The organism is Caloranaerobacter sp. TR13 (assembly GCF_001316435.1).
GTDB lineage: Bacteria > Bacillota > Clostridia > Tissierellales > Thermohalobacteraceae > Caloranaerobacter.
In genome coordinates this window covers 122,859-142,323 of record NZ_JXLL01000003.1, presented here as the reverse complement: position 1 = coordinate 142,323, position 19,465 = coordinate 122,859, and the positions used below count along the sequence as shown (strand labels likewise).

The window sequence follows — 19,465 nt, the reverse complement described above, 5'->3', positions numbered from 1 at the left end:
GAGACCAGAGTACAGCTCTCTGATCTCTGTTCCCTATTTCCAGTCCCCAGTATCCAGTACCTAGTACCCAGTATCAAGTACCCAGTACCCAGCACCAAGTACCTAAAACAAGCGAGGTGTCTTAATGAAGAAAATAATAGCTTTACTAATAACAGTAATAATGATTGTTTCAATAGCTTCAGTATCTTATGGAGCTTTAGGACAAGAAGCGGCAACAACCTATGAAGGATTACCTGCTTATAAGGAATTATATAATAATATTAACTTTACAGATATAAAAAGTCATTGGGCGAAAGATTCAATATACAGAATGAGTGGCCTTTCAATAATAAAAGGTGCTGGGTATAATAAGTTTTATCCTGATGATACTCTAACAAGAGAACAAGCTGTAGCTTTATTGGTAAGACTATTAGGACTTGAGTCTCAAGCTCAAATTTCAGGTGAAAACTCTATTAAAAATAGTGATACAGGAGGATATACAATTCTTACTCCAAATGACTATTGGTCAAGAGGATATATAGATGTAGCGATTCAGAACAATATAATTACTCAAGAAGAAGTTAACAACATCCTGACTTTGACAGAGGAAGAACAGAATAATTTGGAATTAGAAATTGAAAAGAGCATAGTTTCATATGAAACAGACCCTAATTTAACAGATAATCAAATAAAAAATATAGAAAGTCAATTAAGAGAAAAGATAGAGAAAAAATATACATGGAAAAAGCCTGTAGATAGAGAACAAGTAGCTATATGGGTATCTAGAATACTAAATTTAAAACCCATTTATGGACAAGCACAACAAAAGATATACAATTTAAAGGATTGGCAGAAAATAAAAACTACAAACATACCTATTATAGAAGCTTTGATGCAAAAAGGAATAATGCAAGGTGACGACAGAGGATATTTTAACCCTAAAGGCTATCTTAAAAGATCAGAGATGGCTAAGCTATTAGACAATGTATTTGAGAATTTCTTACTTAAGCAAGGATATAAAATAGGTACTGGTCTAGTAGAAAGAATAGACAAAAACTATCAAATAAATGAAAAAACTACTATTGAAAAGAAAGTTTTTAGGATAAAAGATGACGACAATAATATTTTAAACTTTATTGCTCAGGAATCAGAAGATGACGTTTATGACAGAGGATTTTTAGTTTATAAAAACGGTAAATTAACTAAATATAATGAATTAAATGAGTATGATTATATAAAGTATTATATTAATCCACAAAATAATGTCGTATTTGTTGAAATTTTAAATAACATACCTGTTTTACTTGAAGGAACAGTAGAAAAAATTGGGGATAATCAAATTACGATTAAGGACTATTTAGACGATATTCATAGTTTTAATATAATTCCTGGAATTGATATTAGAGTAAATAATAATAAAGCTAAGTTAAATGATTTACTTTATGGACAGGATGTGACATTAACAATCAGTGGCGGAAAGGTAATAAAGATAGATGGATATATTGATATTGAAAAGGAAGGATATATTCATCCAGGAGACAGAATATTTATCGGAAAGGTCCTTTATATTGATAGTCAAAACAATAAACTGACTTTATTAAAGGATAATAATGAATATGAATTTATCATTAAGCCATATGTTCCAGTAATAAAGGGCGATACAAATATTAACTTAAGCAGTATAAAGGAAGGCGATATAGTAAAACTTGAGTTTGACCAGTATGAAGGGAATATCCCTATAAAAGTAAATGTTTATGTAGATGACAAGCAGTTTGAAAATATTATAAAAGGGAAGCTAAGTTTAGTGAACTTAGGTAGAAATGAAATTATTCTAAGTAATGTTTCATATTATGAGCATACAAAATGGAAAGATAAAGCTGATAGCATGAAACTACCGTTAAATCCTAATGTAGAAATTTATATAGATGGATTAAAGATTTCAAAAGAAAATCTAAATCAATATTTAGGAAAAGAAGTATATATAGCCACTGAAGATAGATACGGTAAAGAGGAAGCATTTAAGATTATATTGAAAAATGGATACGAAAGAAATTATTATAATTCAATTCAAGAGATTTCTTATGGACAAAATAAAATAAAAGTAGACTATAATGAAGTTTATTATGATAATAAAAGTACAATAATCATAAAAGATGGAAGAATAATTAATCCATATAATTTAAATAAAGGAGACGATGTTTTTATAATATCGTATGGGAAAGATAAATATACAGCTTCCTTAATTTCGGTTGAAAACATACCATCGACAGGACTTGTTATATATAGAGGAAGAATTGATGAAATAGGCGAATATAGATTTGAACTTGACGATTATGATGTTCTAAAGGATAATAACTGGGATTTTTCAACAACACAAAAAAGCTTTGATATCAGTGAAGATACAAGAATTTTAGATACAAGAAATGATAACCCTATAGAAGTATCTGTAAAAGATTTTACTAATAGTAGGTTCCTAGAAGGCAAATATTCAGTAAACAGTTATTATAGGAAATATGCATATGTTGTAAAATATGACGATATGACAATAGCAATGAATGTTATAGATGAAAACACTAATCCAAAGATAATCACAGTAGCAGATGTGGAAAATGTGGATAAGATTAATAAGAATGTTACTTTAAAAAATATTAAAGACTGGAACGAATTTAAGGGTGTTTGGAATATTAATAATGCAACATTTACTCTAGATGTAAGTAAAGCATTAATCATAAAAGAAGGGCAAAATATAACCATTAACGATATATCACCAGATGATAGCTTATACATTTTAAGAAACAATAACGTTGGGTATATAGTGGTGGTTAGGTAATTATGGCAGAGGACAGGAGACAGTTGTCAGTATTCCTGTTCCCTGTTCTCTGTCCCCTGATCTCTATTCTCTAATTCCAGTACCAAGTATCCAGTACCTAGCACCCAGTACCCAGTATCTAGTACCCAGTACCAAGTACCCAGTACCCAAAAGAGCGAGGTGTCATAATGAAAAAAATAACAATTGTACTAGTATTAGTGCTAATACTTCATTCACTTACAGTTTATGCTCAAATAAACAATGCAGGGTTTGAAGGCGGTATTCATAAAAACGAAATGGACTATAAAAAAACTAAACAGTATAAAGAAGTAATTTTCTTAACTGGTAAACCTATTCTCTTAGAAGGAAAAGTTGCAATAAAAATCAAAGAAAAGAAATTAGAATACAAATACGAGCTATCGAGCAAAGATGGACAAGCTACTTTAAAAAGAGACATAAAACTAGAAAGGATAATAGACGATAACTCTCATCCGAGCCAAAAAATTGAAGTCAATAACATATTAGATTATAAAGAAGAAATTATAGTAAAAGATAATGGCAATCAGACAACTTACACGCTAGTAGATTATCAGTTTCATAACTCAACTATAGATGATACTCAACCTATCGTTGATTTTTACTCAGGCAACTGGTTGGGAACTAAGACATATTCAATCAACCAGAATGAAGGACAAGTTGTAGTAGAAATTACAGGAAATATATACGGTTATGATCATTACTGGGGAGCAACAGAAACTCAAAAAATACATAAAGACATAAATTATAGTTTAAATTCAGGAGATACTACTTTAAATTGGTATGGCTATGCGGATATAGATGTTTCATTTAATAAGACTAAAAGTATTGAGTATTTTGAGAATGCTGCGTATTTATCCAGTTTTGATGGTGGATATACTCTTACAGAGCAAGAAGAGACGATAATGGAGTATAAATACGATCTTCCATATTTAAATCAAAATAATATTGTAGATGGATTAAGAAATGTAGGTAACGGTGTAGAGAGATTTGAAACTCTTCCTACACAAAAGAAAATGTATATTCCTAAGTTTGAAGATATAAAAGGATACTGGGCAGAGTGGGATATTAAGAAATTAGCAGGTCTTCAGATAATTGATACGGATGGTAAATATTTTGGAGGAAATCTGCCAATAGAAAGGCAGGAATTTGCTAAGTGGATAGTTAAAGCAATGAAGCTAGTTAAAGATGAAAATAAACCTAAGAGGTCATATGTAAAACCAGAGGTTAATCCTCCAGTATTTAGTGATGTAACTAGAGAACATCCTGATTATGAATATATTAAAGTAATAAAAGAAAAAGGAATAATGAATGGAGTAGGAGATAATAAATTTATGCCAGAAGGCAATTTAACTAGAGCTCAGGCTGTAACCATAATAATTAGGGCTTTAGGGGTAGAAAGACTAGCACCTAACTCGCCATTTACAACAAGATTTAAAGATGATAATGAAATACCTGAATGGGCTAAAAAGTCAGTATATGTTGCTGATCAAATAGGACTTGTTAAAGGTACTCCTGAAGGATATTTTTATCCAAATGATTACATGACGCGAGCAGAAGCAGCTGTCTTCTTAAGTAGATTTATTAATTATTTACAAGAAGATTTTAAGACATATTATAGAGATATGATATTAGGATATTAAACACACTTTTAGGTGTGTTTTTTCTTTTGTAACAATAATGAAATATTTTCCTTAACTACCAATGATATAATAATATTATAGAATTATAACAGGGGGTGTATTAAATGTATAGAAAAAGTAGGTTTTTAGTTATTTTCATTTTTGTTTTATTACTTTTAAATTCTACTATTTCATCAGCTAGCTTAGATGATAGATTAAAAGGTCATTGGGCTCAAAAACTTATAGATAAAGAATTTTTTACTGAACATTTTAATTATTTATATAAAGAAGATTACAAAAATTTTTTTCCTAATGAACCTATATCTAAAAAAGATTTTTATTGTTCACTATTTAGTTTAATGAAAAAGTATGGAAATCAAAGCGTAGATATATTAGGTTACGATAACAAGAGTATAAAAGATGAAGACTTAAAAGACAAATTTATAACTCGTAAGGAAATTATAAGCTTACTTGTTAAATGTTTAGAAACTTATGAAGGAGATATACAAATATATGATTTAACAAATCCTTTTATAGATTTGGATAGTATCAATGAAAAATATAAGAGAGACATTTTAAAAGGATATAAATTAGGATTAATTAAAGGTTATTTAGATGGCACTTTTAGGCCTAATAATAGAGTATCACAGATTGAATCCATTTTATTGTTGCAAAGATTAGAAAGGGAGTTATCGATGTATAAGAGCGCTATACCTTTTAGGGTAGTAGATAATAAAAAAGTATACACTCAAATAAACAAACAAATTAGTATAAAAGAGAATGATGAAAAGATAAATATTACCATTTACAAGGAATTACCTAATCCTGGTTATAATATGGTTATTAGAAAAATAACAAAAAATGGAAATGGCAGATATGACATTTATATAAAAACGATGCCTTCAGATAAGTATAAGACAAATTTACAAGTGATAACTTTTAATATTTTAACGATAGAAATCGACAAAAAATATCTTACAGATAATTCATATTTATTCAATATTATTGATGATACAATTGAGCATAATAAAAATGATAAATCCATTGATATGTAATAGATTTTAAGTGGCTGTATAGCCACTTTTTTTAATCCATAATACAATTATGTTTTTTAATTAATTAAATTAATAAATATTAAATAGAAATTATTACTCTAATCAACTAATTACAAAATATGTCGAACGAAAAAAATAAAGTAAATAAAGGAAAATATAAATAAACATAGAATATAAAACCTAATCTAAAATAAAATAGTATATGAGGTAAAACATGAAAGGAGGTGAGTAAGAAAAATATAATTAATTCACTATCTTATTTTTTATTTATTTTAAGAAGAGGGGGATGGAGTTGAAAAACAAAAGGATCTTTTCAATCTTATTAGTACTAGCTGTACTAATAGGAACTTTTGGTACAGCATTAGCTGCACCAAACAGTAAAATTCCAAAATTACATTCAACTACTTTTACAAAATCTCTTAATACACAAAGCATAACTTCAGATCCAAGAGCCAAGGGACTAAAAGATGACGACAATATTAGAATTATTGTTGAATTAGAAGGAAAGCCATTAATCGAATATGCAACAGAAAAAGGAGTTAAAGTAAACGAATTAAATGCACAAATGGCTAAAGTAATTACAAATGATTTGATAGGAATGCAGGAAAGTATAAAAGAAACTATTAAGGAAAACAACATTAGTATTGAGTATCATAATAATTTTGTTAATGTAGTTAATGGTTTTAGTGCAACAACAACTTTTAAAGAAGCACAGGAAATTGAAAAAATACCAGGAGTGAAAAGGGTTACAATAGCGAATGAATATAGCAGACCTGAACCTGATATGAATACAAGTAAAGATATAGTAAAAGCGGTAGAGACATGGAACTTAGGATATAATGGCGAAGGTACAGTGGTAGCTATTATCGACACCGGCATTGATCCAAGCCATAAAGATATGAAATTAACTAATCCAGATAAATCTAAGCTAAGCAGAGAAAATGTAGAAGATATTATTTCACAAGAAGGTCTTCCTGGTAAATGGTTTACAGACAAAGTTCCATATGGGTACAACTATATGGATAATAACTTAGAAATATTAGATCTTGGTCCAGATGCATCAATGCATGGTATGCATGTAGCTGGTATTGTAGGGGCAAATGGTGATGAAGATGGAATTAAAGGTATAGCACCTGAAGCTCAGCTTCTAGCCATGAAAGTGTTTGGGAACAATCCTTCTATGCCTTCAACTTTTGGAGATATTATTATTAGAGCAATAGATGATTCTGTAAAATTAGGTGCAGATGTTATAAATATGAGTTTAGGTTCAACTTCAGCTTTTGTTTTACCAGATGACCCAGAGCAACAGGCTGTAGCTAGGGCTGTTGAAAATGGGGTATTAGTATCGATTTCAGCTGGCAATTCAAATCATATAGGAGATGGATATAGCAATCCTTTGATTAAGAATCCTGATATAGGTGTTGTAGGTTCTCCAGGACTTACACCAGAATCTATACAGGTTGCTTCTATTGAAAATACACATATTAGAGCAGAAGCATTTGAATATATTGATGAAAATGATGAACCGCAATTAGCAGGATATATAATGGCAGGTTCTTATGATCCAGTGGAAGTATTTAATGGTCCTATAGAATATGTATATTGTGGACTAGGTGGAACACAGGAAGATTTTGAAGGAGTAGATCTTCAAGGCAAAATAGCATTAATACAACGTGGTTCATACTATTTCACAGACAAGATAATGAATGCTCAAAACAATGGAGCCATTGGTGTTATAGTTTTTAATCATGAGTCAGGTGGAGATGGCTTAGTTCACATGATGTATCCTGAAGAAGGAAAAATCCCAGCGGTTTTCATTGGACATTCTGACGGTTTAAAATTATTAGATTTAATAGAAAAAGGCAAAAATTTTGTTGAATTCAAAGGCGACAAAACAACAGTACTAAATCCTAACATTGGTAAGATGTCAGACTTCACTTCTTGGGGTGTAACTCCAGATCTTGGATTTAAACCTGAAATAACAGCTCCAGGTGGACAGATTTATTCAACTTTACAAGGTGATAAATATGGTATTATGAGTGGTACTTCAATGGCAGCACCACATGTATCAGGTGGAGCAGCTTTAGTGTTACAAAGAGTAGATGAAGAATTTGGATTGACAGGTATTGACAGAGTAAATATGGCTAAAAATATATTGATGAGTACTGCCAAGCCTAGTGTAGATAAGGGCTTATATAACGATTATTTTGGAGTAGGAAACTACACTTCACCTAGAAGGCAAGGTGCAGGTGTAATGGACCTTTATGCTGCAACTACTACACCAGCAGTTGTAACTTATAAGGAAACAGGATTAAGTAAAGTTAATCTAAAAGAAATAGGAGATGTAACAAGATTTACTTTAACTGTACAGAATTTCAGTGATCAAACTGTTAGTTATGCAGTATATGGTACTGTAGGTACAGATTTGACATTTGGTGTTGAGAACTTATTAGAAACACAAGGTGTATATAAAAATGGTACAATCAGTCCTGATGCACCTTGGACTGGCGAGTTCCCAATATCATTTGAACTTAGCGATGGAACAGTTGTTGACAATGTATATAATGTTTTAGAAGTACCAGCAGGTGCTTCGTTAGACTTTGATGTAACAATTGATTTGACAGATGCTGTAGATTGGGTATATAATGCGCCACTTAATGCAATATTCCCTAATGGTACATTTATCGAAGGCTTTGTTAGATTAGTTCCAACTGATGATAATGTGCCTGAATTAAGTATTCCATATGTAGGTTTCTATGGAGAATGGGATAAAGCGCCTATAATAGATGTTACAAATTATGATGCTAACGAAGATAATCAAGCATTCTATGGTTTAACAGTAATGTCTTGGTTAGATGAAAAAGAAGATGTCTATAGATTCTTAGGTTATACCCCAGATGGACCAGATAAGACAAAAATAGCTTTTTCACCTAATGGTGATGGAGTAGCAGATAGTATTATTCCTTTATTGTCATTCTTAAGGAATGCAAGGGAATTAGATATTAATATATTAGACAAAGATGGTAATAAGATTAGAGATTTAGCATATGAGGAATACATTAGAAAGAATTATTATGACAGTGGTAGAGGTACTGAGTTCTATGCTAAGGATAGTTGGATATGGGATGGTACAGCAAATAATAAATTAGTAGAAGATGGAGAATATATATATGAAGTTAAGACAAGAATTGATTACCCTGGTTCAGAATGGCAAAGTGTAGAATTCCCTGTAAGAATCGATACTGTACCACCAGTTATTGAAGAAGTAACATATGATAAAGATAATGATGTTATTGTTGTAAAAGCTAATGACGGAGATTATCCAATTTTGAGATATGAATTAATTGAGGACGGAGTAGTTCTAGAAGAATCAACAAAAGGAGAATTTGATGTTTCAAAATATGATGGTACACATGAAATGGTAGTTAGAGTTTATGATTGTGGTTGGAATTATGTAGATACACAACCTATAGTTGTAGGAGATAAAACAATACCATATATATTTATCGAAACTCCTGAGTACTTTGGTATATATAATACTCCTGAAATATTAGTTAAAGGTTCAGTAGTAGATAGTTCTGGGCTTGTAGAACTAAAAGTTAATGGTGAAGATGTTGAGTATGTATATAATGAAGAAACAGGAAATTATGATTTTGAAACTGTATTAGTATTACAAGATGGTATGCATGAAATAGATATAGAAGCACAAGATGCTGCAGGCAACTATATTAATTTTGAACATAAGATATTTGTTGATACTACAGCTCCAGTTATTAATGTAACAGAAGAACCAACCGATAGAATAGTAGACTACACAGTAGAAAGTGTAAATATATCTGCTGATATTACAGAAAACTTACCAGACTTACTTGTTAAAGTAAACGGTAATGTTGTAGAAAATATTTCACAAGACTGGTCATATTTCAAAGATTTAGAACCAGCTCATTATACAATAGAAAATTATGAAATAAACCTTGAATATGGTGACAATATAATAAGCATAGAAGCACAAGATGCTGCAGGTAACACAACATATAAAGAGTATAAGGTATATAGAAAGCAAGAAGGTGAAGAAGATCCTGTATTAGACCAAGAGATAGCTATCACTGAAGTATCAGTGACTCCAGATTCTGATATAAGCAGTGAAAGACCTGTAAATATTAAGGCAGAAGCAAATCAAGAAGTTGATTGGGAAGTAAGTATTGTAGATCCAAATAACGAAACTGTTGATGTATTTAGTGAAACTGGAACAACATTTGATATGAGTTGGAGTCCAGATGAATTCAAGAAACTAAATGGTGAATATAAAGTTATATTTAAGGCTACAAAAGGAGAAGAAGTTGCAACAGAAGAAGCAACATTCACAGTATATAATTATCCAATTAAGATAACAGATGTTGAAGTAATCAAACAAGGAGGATATGTAGCAATAGAGGCATCTATGGAAAACTTAGGACCTAACTCACAAAATCCAATGCTAGTTATTCAAGTAACTGATAACATGGGATATGTTGTAAATATTTCAACTGTACAAATGGATGGTTTACAATCAGGCCAAACAATTAAACTAAGTTCAGGATTTGGTGTAAAGAAAAATGGAACTTACAATGTAGATGTTTATGTATGGTCTGGTTGGGATGATACAACTTCACTTTCAAGTCCACAATCTACAACTTTTGTAATAAAGTAAGATTGAAAAACTAGGGGGGACTAGTCCCCCCTAATACAATAAGAGAAAAGGGGGCAGAAGGTTTGAAGAAATTTTTCTCTGTAATATTGATATTTACTATTTTACTTGCAAGTGCATTTTCGTCGACTGCAGCCAGTTCCCAATATGAGATTGATGTTAACTTATCTCAAGATAAACTTTTACCAGGAAGTGAAGTTGAGATTTTTGGTAAAGTAAAAGAAAATGGTAATGGATATTCAAATACACCAGTAAATATTGTTATAGAAAGAGAAGAAGATAAATTTAAGGTTTTTGTTAAAGAGATTATAACTGATTCAAATGGAGACTTTAACACTGTTTTTAAATTAAATGAAGATATAGATGGTGGTAAATATAATGTATATATAAATTCGGTTGGCTTAGTTAAAACTATGCAATTTACAGTAGAAAAAAGTGAATCAATATTAGAACTAGATAAAACAAAATATTATACAGGTGATAAGGTTAAAATAAGCGGAATAGCTTATCAAAATGGTGTGGTAAAACCGTATACGCCTGTTATAGTCAAGATTCTTTATGATGGTCAAGCCAAATTTGTAAAAGAGTTATTAACTGATAATGAAGGTAAGTTTAATACAGAATATAAGATGACTTCGTATCAACAAACAGGAATTTATACTGTTCAAGTTGAAATATTAGGTATTACAATTGAAAAAACTTTTGAAGTGGTTAAAAGATCTTCTTCTGGTGGAATAATTATTATACCATCACCACCACCTGTTACAGATAAAGATGAGGATAGTGGAAAGACAATAGAAGAAACAGAACAGGGCAAAGCAATCATTGAAGAGGATGAAAATGGTAATGTATCGGCTACATTTGAAATAGATAGCAAAAAATTAAAGGAGCAATTAGAAAAAGACAATCAGGACAAATTAATAATAAATGCTACAAGTGAAAAAAATGCTGATGAAATTACAGTAAACATAGATTCTGAGCTTATTACTGAAATTAGTACGAAAGGTAAAACTATAGAATTGGATACAGGTGAAGTTAAAATAGAGCTAAGCCCAGACACTTTACAATTAGAAAAAGATTCAAAAATAAGTTTTAATGTTAGAAAGCTTAAAAACGAAGAAGTTGATGGACACTTAAAGCAATTGGATACCAATAAATATTCAACAGTTTCAAGTATATTTGATTTTAAATTGACCCAAATCAAGGATGAAAATGAGACTAAATTAGACTTTAATAAACCACTTACTATAACAATTAATTATGATAAAGAGAAAGTAAAAGATAACAGAAAACTAGGAGTTTACTATTTCAATGAATCTACAAATACTTGGGAGTATGTTGGTGGATTACCAAGTGAAGATGGAACTATTACTTTTAAAACAGGGCATTTTAGTAAATATGTAACTATGGAATATAATAAAGTTTTTGCTGATGTAGATATTCCATGGGCTAAGGATGCGATAGAAGTTTTAGCAGCAAGACATATAATAAATGGTATAGATGAAGAGCATTATGCACCTAATTCTAATGTTACTAGAGCTCAATTTGCTAAATTATTAGTTTATGCATTAGATTTAGAGAAAGGTGAAAATGAAGTAACATTCGCAGATGTAGAAGGAGATATTTGGTATAAAGCTCCAGTAGAAATTGCTGCAAGTTTAGGTATAGTGAAAGGATATAATGGCTATTTTAATCCAGATGGAGAAATAACTAGAGAACAAATGGCTACAATGATAGTTAGAGCTATGAAGTATTTAAGTCCAGATGATGATTATAGTTCAGAATTATATTTTACTGATAAGGATGTAATTTCTGACTGGGCTAAAGATTCAGTTGGCATAGCTTATAATAAGGGAATTGTTAATGGTGTAGGGGGAAATAAATTTGCACCAAAAGAAACTGCAAATAGAGCACAAGCTGCAGTGATGATATATAGATTACTAGAGAAACTTAATAGAATATAAGAAAAATTCCTGGTGGGATATTCCATCAGGAGTTTTTCTTTTTTTAAAAGGATTTAAATAAATTTTATAGAATATTTCTAAATAGTTTATGACAGAAGGAGATGATAACATGCGATTAAAAAGAGTTTTGGCATTATTATGTGCTATTCTTATAGTTTTTTCTAGTGGTGTTATGTATGCAAATGCAGAAAAAACTCAAATCAAAGACTTAAATTACCTAAAACAAATAATTGAATATATCAAGGCAAATTATGCAGGAGACATTACAGAAGAAGAGCTAATAGAAGGAGCAATAGAAGGGGTTTTTAAAAAACTAGATAAATATAGTGATTATTATTCACCAGAAGAATTTAAAGAATTTAATACATCTGTATCAGGCAATTTTGGAGGAGTAGGAATTCAGATTACTGAAAAAGATGGATATATAACAGTAATAACGCCTATTGAAGGAACTCCTGGAGCAAGGTCTGGAATAAAGCCAGGAGATAAAATTGTTTCAGTAGATGATGTTGATATTAAAGGGGTATCAGTAAATAGAGCAGCATCATTGATCAGAGGGGAACCCGGAACACAAGTAAAATTGGGAATAATAAGAGAAGGCATAGATGATATTATTTATTTTAATATAACTAGAGAAATGATAAGAATAAACCCTATAACATATAAAATTATGGACAATGGACTAGGATATATAAAAATATCGCAATTTAATGGTAATACGTATGAGAATTTAAAGGATATATTAAAAATATTTGATGAGAAGAATATAGAAAAACTAATCATTGACTTAAGAAATAACCCTGGAGGATATCTTGACGAGGTTATAGATGTACTTAAATTCTTTGTTCCTAAGGGACCTATTGTTCATATTAAAAAGGCAGATGGAACTATCGAAACATATAATTCAAATTTAGACCTTCCTAAATATAAACTAGCAGTATTAGTTAATGGTGGTAGTGCTAGTGCATCAGAAATATTTGCAGGAGCAATTCAAGATTCAAAAGTAGGTACAATAATAGGAACTATGACTTATGGTAAAGGTACAGTACAATCAGTTGTACCTCTTGTAGATGGTGGAGGTATGAAGATTACAATTGCAGAATATCTAACTCCAAATATGAGAAAAGTTAACGAGGTAGGTATTAAACCAGATATAGTAGTAGAGAATACAGCAGAGCCTAAAGTTGATTTATCAAAAATCCCTACTTTAGATAAAACAAGAAAACCAACAGTTGGAGTTGTAGGATTAGATGTATTAGGAGCTGAAATGATACTACAAATATTAGGCTACAAAGTGAACAAACCAGATGGAATATTTGATGAAACAACATTTGAAGCAATAAAGAAGTTTCAAAAAGACCAAGGATTATATAGCTATGGAGTACTAGATTTTACTACTCAAGATGCTTTAACAAAAGCAATTAATGAATATGCAAAACCAGATAATGTAGATAAACAATTACAAAAAGCAGTAGAAGTGCTTTTGGAAAAATAAAATATATATAATAGAGTATAGTAAAAAAGGTATATAATTTCCTATGGATTATAGAGAAAAGCATGTAAGACTAACTTGCATGCTTTTTAATTGTTATTTTAAGTATAATCTGTATTATCAAAACATTGACATATTTCTTAACGTAAGATAAAATACTATAGTTATGTAAGTATAAGACAAGAAAAAACTTTACATATAGAGGACATATAAACTATGTTATTCTATGCATTTTCAAAAAGGAGGTCGTCAAATGCCAACCAAATATATCTTCATTACAGGCGGTGTGGTATCTTCTTTAGGAAAAGGGATAACTGCTGCATCTCTTGGACAATTATTAAAAAGCAGAGGACTGAAAGTTACTATCCAAAAATTTGACCCTTACATCAATATTGATCCAGGAACTATGAGTCCATATCAGCACGGTGAAGTATTTGTAACAGATGACGGAGCAGAAACTGACTTAGACTTAGGACACTATGAAAGGTTTATAGATATAAACCTAAGCAAAAACAGCAATGTTACAACAGGCAAAATCTATTGGTCTGTAATTAAAAAGGAAAGAAAAGGTGATTACTTAGGAGGGACAGTTCAAGTAATCCCTCATATTACAAATGAAATCAAAGAAAGAGTATTTAGAGTTGCAAAAGAAAAAGAAGTAGATGTAGTTATAACAGAAATAGGTGGTACAGTAGGCGACATAGAGAGTTTACCATTTTTGGAAGCTATAAGACAAATAAAGTATGATGTAGGTAGAGAAAATGTAATGTATATTCATGTTACATTAGTGCCATACTTAGCTAAAGCAGGAGAACTTAAGACTAAACCAACTCAACATAGCGTTAAGGAGCTTAGAAGTATAGGTATACAGCCAGATATAATAGTATGCAGAACTGAAAAACCACTTACGCAGGAGATAAAACAGAAAATAGGTTTATTCTGTAATTTAGACCATAACAATGTTGTACAGAACCTAGATGCAGAGACACTATATGAAGTACCGCTAATGTTAGAAAAAGAAGGGCTTCCTCAGATGGTTATAAAACATCTAGGGCTTGAATGCACAGAACCAGATCTTACTGAATGGAAAGAGATAGTAGATAGACTTAAAAATCCAAAAGGAAAAGTGAAAATTGCATTAGTAGGAAAATATGTTGAGTTAAAGGATGCATATATTTCTGTAGCAGAAGCATTAAGACATGCAGGTATAGCAAATGAAGTAGAAATAGATATAGACTGGATTCACTCAGAGCAAATTGATGAAAATAATTGTGATGAACTTTTAAAAGATGCTGATGGTATTTTAGTACCTGGTGGTTTTGGAGATAGAGGAATAGAAGGTAAGATATGTGCAATAAAATATGCAAGAGAAAACAAGATACCTTTTCTAGGAATATGTCTAGGTATGCAAATGGCAGTAGTAGAGTTTGCAAGAAATGTAGTTGGGCTTAAAGGTGCACATAGTTCGGAGCTTGATCCAGATACAAAATTCCCAGTTATAGATATTATGCCAGAACAGCAGGATATAGAAGAAATGGGCGGAACAATGAGACTAGGTCTATATCCATGTAAATTAGCTGACGGAACTAAGGCTAAAGAGGCTTATAAGGAAGAATTGGTATATGAAAGACATAGGCATAGATATGAGTTTAGCAACGAATTTAGAAACAAACTAGCAGAAAAAGGATTAGTTATAAGTGGAATTTCGCCAGATGAGAGATTAGTAGAAATAATAGAGTTAAAAGACCATCCATGGTTTGTAGCTTCACAATTCCATCCAGAATTCAAATCAAGACCAACTCGCAGCCATCCACTGTTTAGAGAGTTCATCAGAGCGGCTATTAATAATAGCCGCTAGGTACTGGATACTTGGTACTGGAGATTAGAAAAAGATTATGCTGAAAAGAAGGTATTTCTTCTACTGATGAAGAAATACCTTTTATTATTCTTAATTTTAAAATATAGATTTTATTAAGAGGTGAGGCAATTGGGAATTATAAAAAGTTAGATGTGTATAATCTAGCACATGAACTCACAATAAATATATACAAAATAACAAGATGCTTTCCAGATGATGAAAAGTTTTCACTAGTATCGCAACTTAGAAGAGCTTCTTTATCAATACCTACAAATATAGCTGAAGGCAGTGGACAGCTTAGTAAAGTTAATTATATAAGATTTTTAGGAATAGCACGTGGGTCTTCATTTGAAGTAGAGTATCTGTTAAAGCTTTCAAAAGATTTTGGATACCTTAATGAAGAATACTACAAACAACTTAACCAACAAAACGAAAGTATTCTTAGAATGTTAAATGGATTAATCAAATCACTAAAAGGTTAACTGACTAAAGTACCCAGCACTTAGCACCCAGTACCCAGTATCTAACACAAGTACCTAGTACCCAGTACCAAGTACCAGATTGCAATTTTATTGCAATCAAAATGTAACACAACTGTAATGGTAAACAACTTTGCTTTAATATATAATAGGTAATGTAAGTAGGACAAATAAAATTACACAATATTACAGTTTTATTACAATAAAATATGTCTCATTGACTGATTATCTAGTCAGTGCTATAATTAGGTATATGATGCAGGTATTGTCTAAAAAACCTGCTTCAAAATTATGTTAGGCTGGTTTAGAAGAAGTTACAGTCTAACTACATATTTACTTTATTTTAACTTCTTCATATCAAAATCAAAAATACAAAAAGGAGGAGGACTTTGACAATGAAGAAGGTTTTATCTTTAGTTCTAGTACTTGCATTAGTACTTGGAACATTCAGCTTCGCTTTAGCTGCTCCTAGCACACCTGATTATACTGAAGCTGGAAGCTTATTAAAAGATTTAGGTGTGTTAACAGGAGACGCAAGTGGCGACTTAATGTTAGACAAAGAGTTAAAGAGACAAGACATGATAGTTTTATTAAGTCGTCTAATGGGAAAAGAAGATGTTGCTAAAAACTTCCCATTTGCACCAACATTTACAGATGTTGAGGATCCTTTCTACGCTCCATACATAGCATGGGCGCAAGCAGAAGGGATCACAAATGGTATAGGTGATAATTTATTTGGATTTAATCAAAAATTAACTGTTGCTCAACTTCAAACATTCTTATTAAGAGCTTTAGGATATGAGAATGCTTGGGAGAATAGAGCACAATTAGTAGAACAAGCAGGTTTAATGGCTGGTTTAACAGCAGAAGATAATGCTGTTGCTTCAAGAGGATTAATGGCAGCTGTAACAGTTAATACTCTTAAAGCTACTGTAAATGGAAAAGACAAAACTTTAGCTGCTGAATTAAACTTACAATTACCAAAAGAAATAGTTTCATTAGCAGCTGTTGAAGCTACTGCAAAAGTAGGAGAAGCTGTTGAATTACCAGCAACAGTAACTGCTACTTATGATGATGGAACAACTGCTGACGTTGCTGTAACTTGGGCTGCTGTTGATACAAGCGCTGCAGGTACAGTAACTGTAGAAGGTACTGTAGAAGGTACTGAAATTAAGGCTGTTGCTACTGTAACAGTAGAAGAGCCAGAATTAGCAGTTGAATCAGTAACTGCTACAAACTTAAAAGAAGTTGTAGTTAAATTCAACAAAGCTGTAGATGCTACAGAAGCAGCTAAAACTGATAATTATAGTGTAAAAGACAACACTGTTGCATTAGCAACTGTTGCTGATGATAATATGTCAGTAACATTAACATTAGGAACAGCTGTTGCTCAACAATCTGATATAGAAGTGACTGTTAAGAAGGCTTTAGGATTATCAGATGATGTTACTATGACTGTATCTAATGTAATTGATGTTACAATTCCTGTAGCTGAATCAATCAAGTTAACAGGACCTAAGACTTTCGAAATTACATTTAGTGAGCCAGTACAAGAAGATGGTACAAATGCGAAAGTTTTAGTAGAAAATGGAGTATATGGAGTTGCTTCAAAAACATTATCTACTGATGGAAGAACTTTAACTGTTACTTTAAGTGCTAGTTCATTAGCAGAAGGAAACTATGAAGTAAAAGTTAGTGGATACAAAGATTTTGCTAACTTTGCGGCAATGACAAAAACTTTCACTTTAGCATATGCTAAAGATACAACAATTCCAACTGTTACATTAAAATCAGCAACTCAAACTGAAGTAAAAGTTGAGTTTGATAGACCAGTTTATATTGAAGGAACTACAAATCCATTAACTGTTGATTATTTCTATCACACTTATAGCGCTTGGAAACCATACAGTGTAACAACTACTGATAATAAAGTTTATACTTTACAGTTTAAAGATACTGATGACAATACAGTAGACCCAATCTTACCAGAAGGTAATGTAGTGATTACTGTTCTTTACTCAGCTAACGATAAAGCTGTTGAAGATGCTTGGGGCAACAAGATGACAGAAGATGTTAAACTTGTTGCAACAATTGAAGCTGACAATACAGCTCCAACAGTTGAAAAAGTAGAAGCTACAGCTGAAGATACTATAGAAGTAACATTCTCAGAGGATGTTAACACTCCAACTTCAGCAAACTTTGTAATCAAAGATTCAGAAGCTAAAGAAATTAGCCAAACTATCAGTAATATAGCTTATGATAGTGAAAAATATGTTGCTACTTTAACATTATCATCTAAGTTATCAGGTGGTAACTATACAATAGAAGTTAAAGATATAACAGATAAAGCATTAGCAGCAAACAAAATTACTGCTGTAACATTGTCATTCACAGTGACTGATAAGACACCACCTACAGTTTCTTCAGCAGTATATGTTGACAATGCAAGTGGAGACGACTATGTATATGTAACTTTCAGTGAGTCAATGGCTACTTCTGGAGAAGGTTCAATATTAGATAAGAACAACTATAGATTATATGATGCTTCAGCAAGCAAAGACATTGAACTTCCAACAGACGCTAAAGTAGAACTATTCGGAAGCGATAAGAAAGTTAAGATAACATTACCAGATGGTACTGACTTTAGCAATGATGTACTAAGAGTTGGTAGAGTTGCAGATGCTCAAGGTAACTTTATAGTTGCTTTCCAAACAGATGTAACTTGGTCACCTGATGCAGCTCCACAAGTAACAGCTGTTAACTTCATAGACAAGAATAAGATAGAAATTACAGTAGATAGAATATTAACTACTGTAGTAGCTGACGGATTCACAGTAACTGATGGAACATATACTGCAGAATTAGCAGCTATATCATTTACAACTGATGATGATGCTGGTACTACTACAATTACTGGTACTTTAAAAGCTGAAGTAGCATTAAGTGGTCCAGCAGACGATATTTCAAACTATCAATTAAATGTAGTTGCTGATAAGATTCAATCAGAAACTGGTAAGTATATGGCAGCTAGCACAATAGGATCATTCGGAGACAAATACGCACCAAGCTTCAGTGCTATAGCTGATTCAGCGACTGCAGATCAATTTACTATTACATTCGATGAAAACATCGTAGTTAATACAAATGAATTAGCAGCGATTGAATTAGTAATAGTAGATAAAGATGGTAAGACATTAACAGCTATATCAGATTACACTGTAAGCGTAAATAATGATACAATGACAGTTACTTTAGTTGGTGACTATGCTGGTTATACTGGTAAGTTAACAGTTTCAACTAAAGACACTGTAAACTACATTAAAGACGCTGCAGGTAACGTAGTTAATGCATTTGCTGATAAAGAAGTAACTATAGAATAATATTCAATATAGTTAAGAAAGAGCCAACCTTAAGGTTGGCTCTTTTTATATCTATTTAAATTGCTTCAAAATACATTTGATGGTAAAATATAGTTATAAATTTT

9 protein-coding genes are annotated in these 19,465 nt (G+C 31.4%); all 9 read left to right on the top strand.

Annotated elements, in window-relative coordinates:
• Positions 1–124 precede the first annotated feature (124 nt).
• The 9 genes from TR13x_RS05005 to TR13x_RS04965 all read left to right on the top strand — a co-directional run bounded on the left by TR13x_RS05005 (position 125) and on the right by TR13x_RS04965 (position 19,361).
• Positions 125–2,809, top strand: a complete 2,685-nt coding sequence (locus TR13x_RS05005) for an S-layer homology domain-containing protein (RefSeq protein WP_054870805.1) — start codon at positions 125–127, stop codon at positions 2,807–2,809.
• A 167-nt stretch (positions 2,810–2,976) separates the two neighbouring features.
• Complete coding sequence (locus TR13x_RS05000; RefSeq protein WP_054870804.1) at positions 2,977–4,467, top strand: S-layer homology domain-containing protein; 1,491 nt, start codon at positions 2,977–2,979, stop codon at positions 4,465–4,467.
• A 104-nt stretch (positions 4,468–4,571) separates the two neighbouring features.
• A complete protein-coding gene (locus tag TR13x_RS04995) occupies positions 4,572–5,501 on the top strand; it encodes an S-layer homology domain-containing protein (RefSeq protein ID WP_054870803.1) in 930 nt (309 codons plus the stop codon).
• Positions 5,502–5,793: 292 nt separating this feature from the next.
• Positions 5,794–10,191, top strand: a complete 4,398-nt coding sequence (locus TR13x_RS04990) for a S8 family serine peptidase (protein WP_054870802.1) — start codon at positions 5,794–5,796, stop codon at positions 10,189–10,191.
• 62 nt (positions 10,192–10,253) lie between these two features.
• Positions 10,254–12,152 carry an S-layer homology domain-containing protein gene (locus TR13x_RS04985; RefSeq protein ID WP_054870801.1) on the top strand — a complete coding sequence of 633 codons (1,899 nt, stop codon included), beginning with the start codon at positions 10,254–10,256 and terminating at the stop codon, positions 12,150–12,152.
• Between the two features lie 109 nt (positions 12,153–12,261).
• Positions 12,262–13,647 carry a S41 family peptidase gene (locus tag TR13x_RS04980; RefSeq protein WP_054870800.1) on the top strand — a complete coding sequence of 462 codons (1,386 nt, stop codon included), beginning with the start codon at positions 12,262–12,264 and terminating at the stop codon, positions 13,645–13,647.
• A gap of 250 nt (positions 13,648–13,897) precedes the next feature.
• Positions 13,898–15,502, top strand: coding sequence for a CTP synthase (locus TR13x_RS04975; RefSeq protein WP_054870799.1), 1,605 nt, complete (start codon positions 13,898–13,900; stop codon positions 15,500–15,502).
• 152 nt (positions 15,503–15,654) lie between these two features.
• Positions 15,655–15,984, top strand: coding sequence for a four helix bundle protein (locus tag TR13x_RS04970; protein WP_242851719.1), 330 nt, complete (start codon positions 15,655–15,657; stop codon positions 15,982–15,984).
• Positions 15,985–16,376: 392 nt separating this feature from the next.
• A complete protein-coding gene (locus tag TR13x_RS04965; protein WP_054870797.1) occupies positions 16,377–19,361 on the top strand; it encodes an Ig-like domain-containing protein in 2,985 nt (994 codons plus the stop codon).
• Positions 19,362–19,465 lie beyond the last annotated feature (104 nt).

What these genes read in the sequence shown, in the direction of transcription:
- TR13x_RS05000 (WP_054870804.1), top strand. Translation starts at nt 2,977, where the DNA reads ATGAAAAAAATAACAATTGTACTAGTATTAGTGCTAATACTTCATTCA.
- TR13x_RS05005 (WP_054870805.1), top strand. Translation starts at nt 125, where the DNA reads ATGAAGAAAATAATAGCTTTACTAATAACAGTAATAATGATTGTTTCA.
- TR13x_RS04980 (WP_054870800.1), top strand. Translation starts at nt 12,262, where the DNA reads ATGCGATTAAAAAGAGTTTTGGCATTATTATGTGCTATTCTTATAGTT.
- TR13x_RS04995 (WP_054870803.1), top strand. Translation starts at nt 4,572, where the DNA reads ATGTATAGAAAAAGTAGGTTTTTAGTTATTTTCATTTTTGTTTTATTA.
- TR13x_RS04975 (WP_054870799.1), top strand. Translation starts at nt 13,898, where the DNA reads ATGCCAACCAAATATATCTTCATTACAGGCGGTGTGGTATCTTCTTTA.
- TR13x_RS04965 (WP_054870797.1), top strand. Translation starts at nt 16,377, where the DNA reads ATGAAGAAGGTTTTATCTTTAGTTCTAGTACTTGCATTAGTACTTGGA.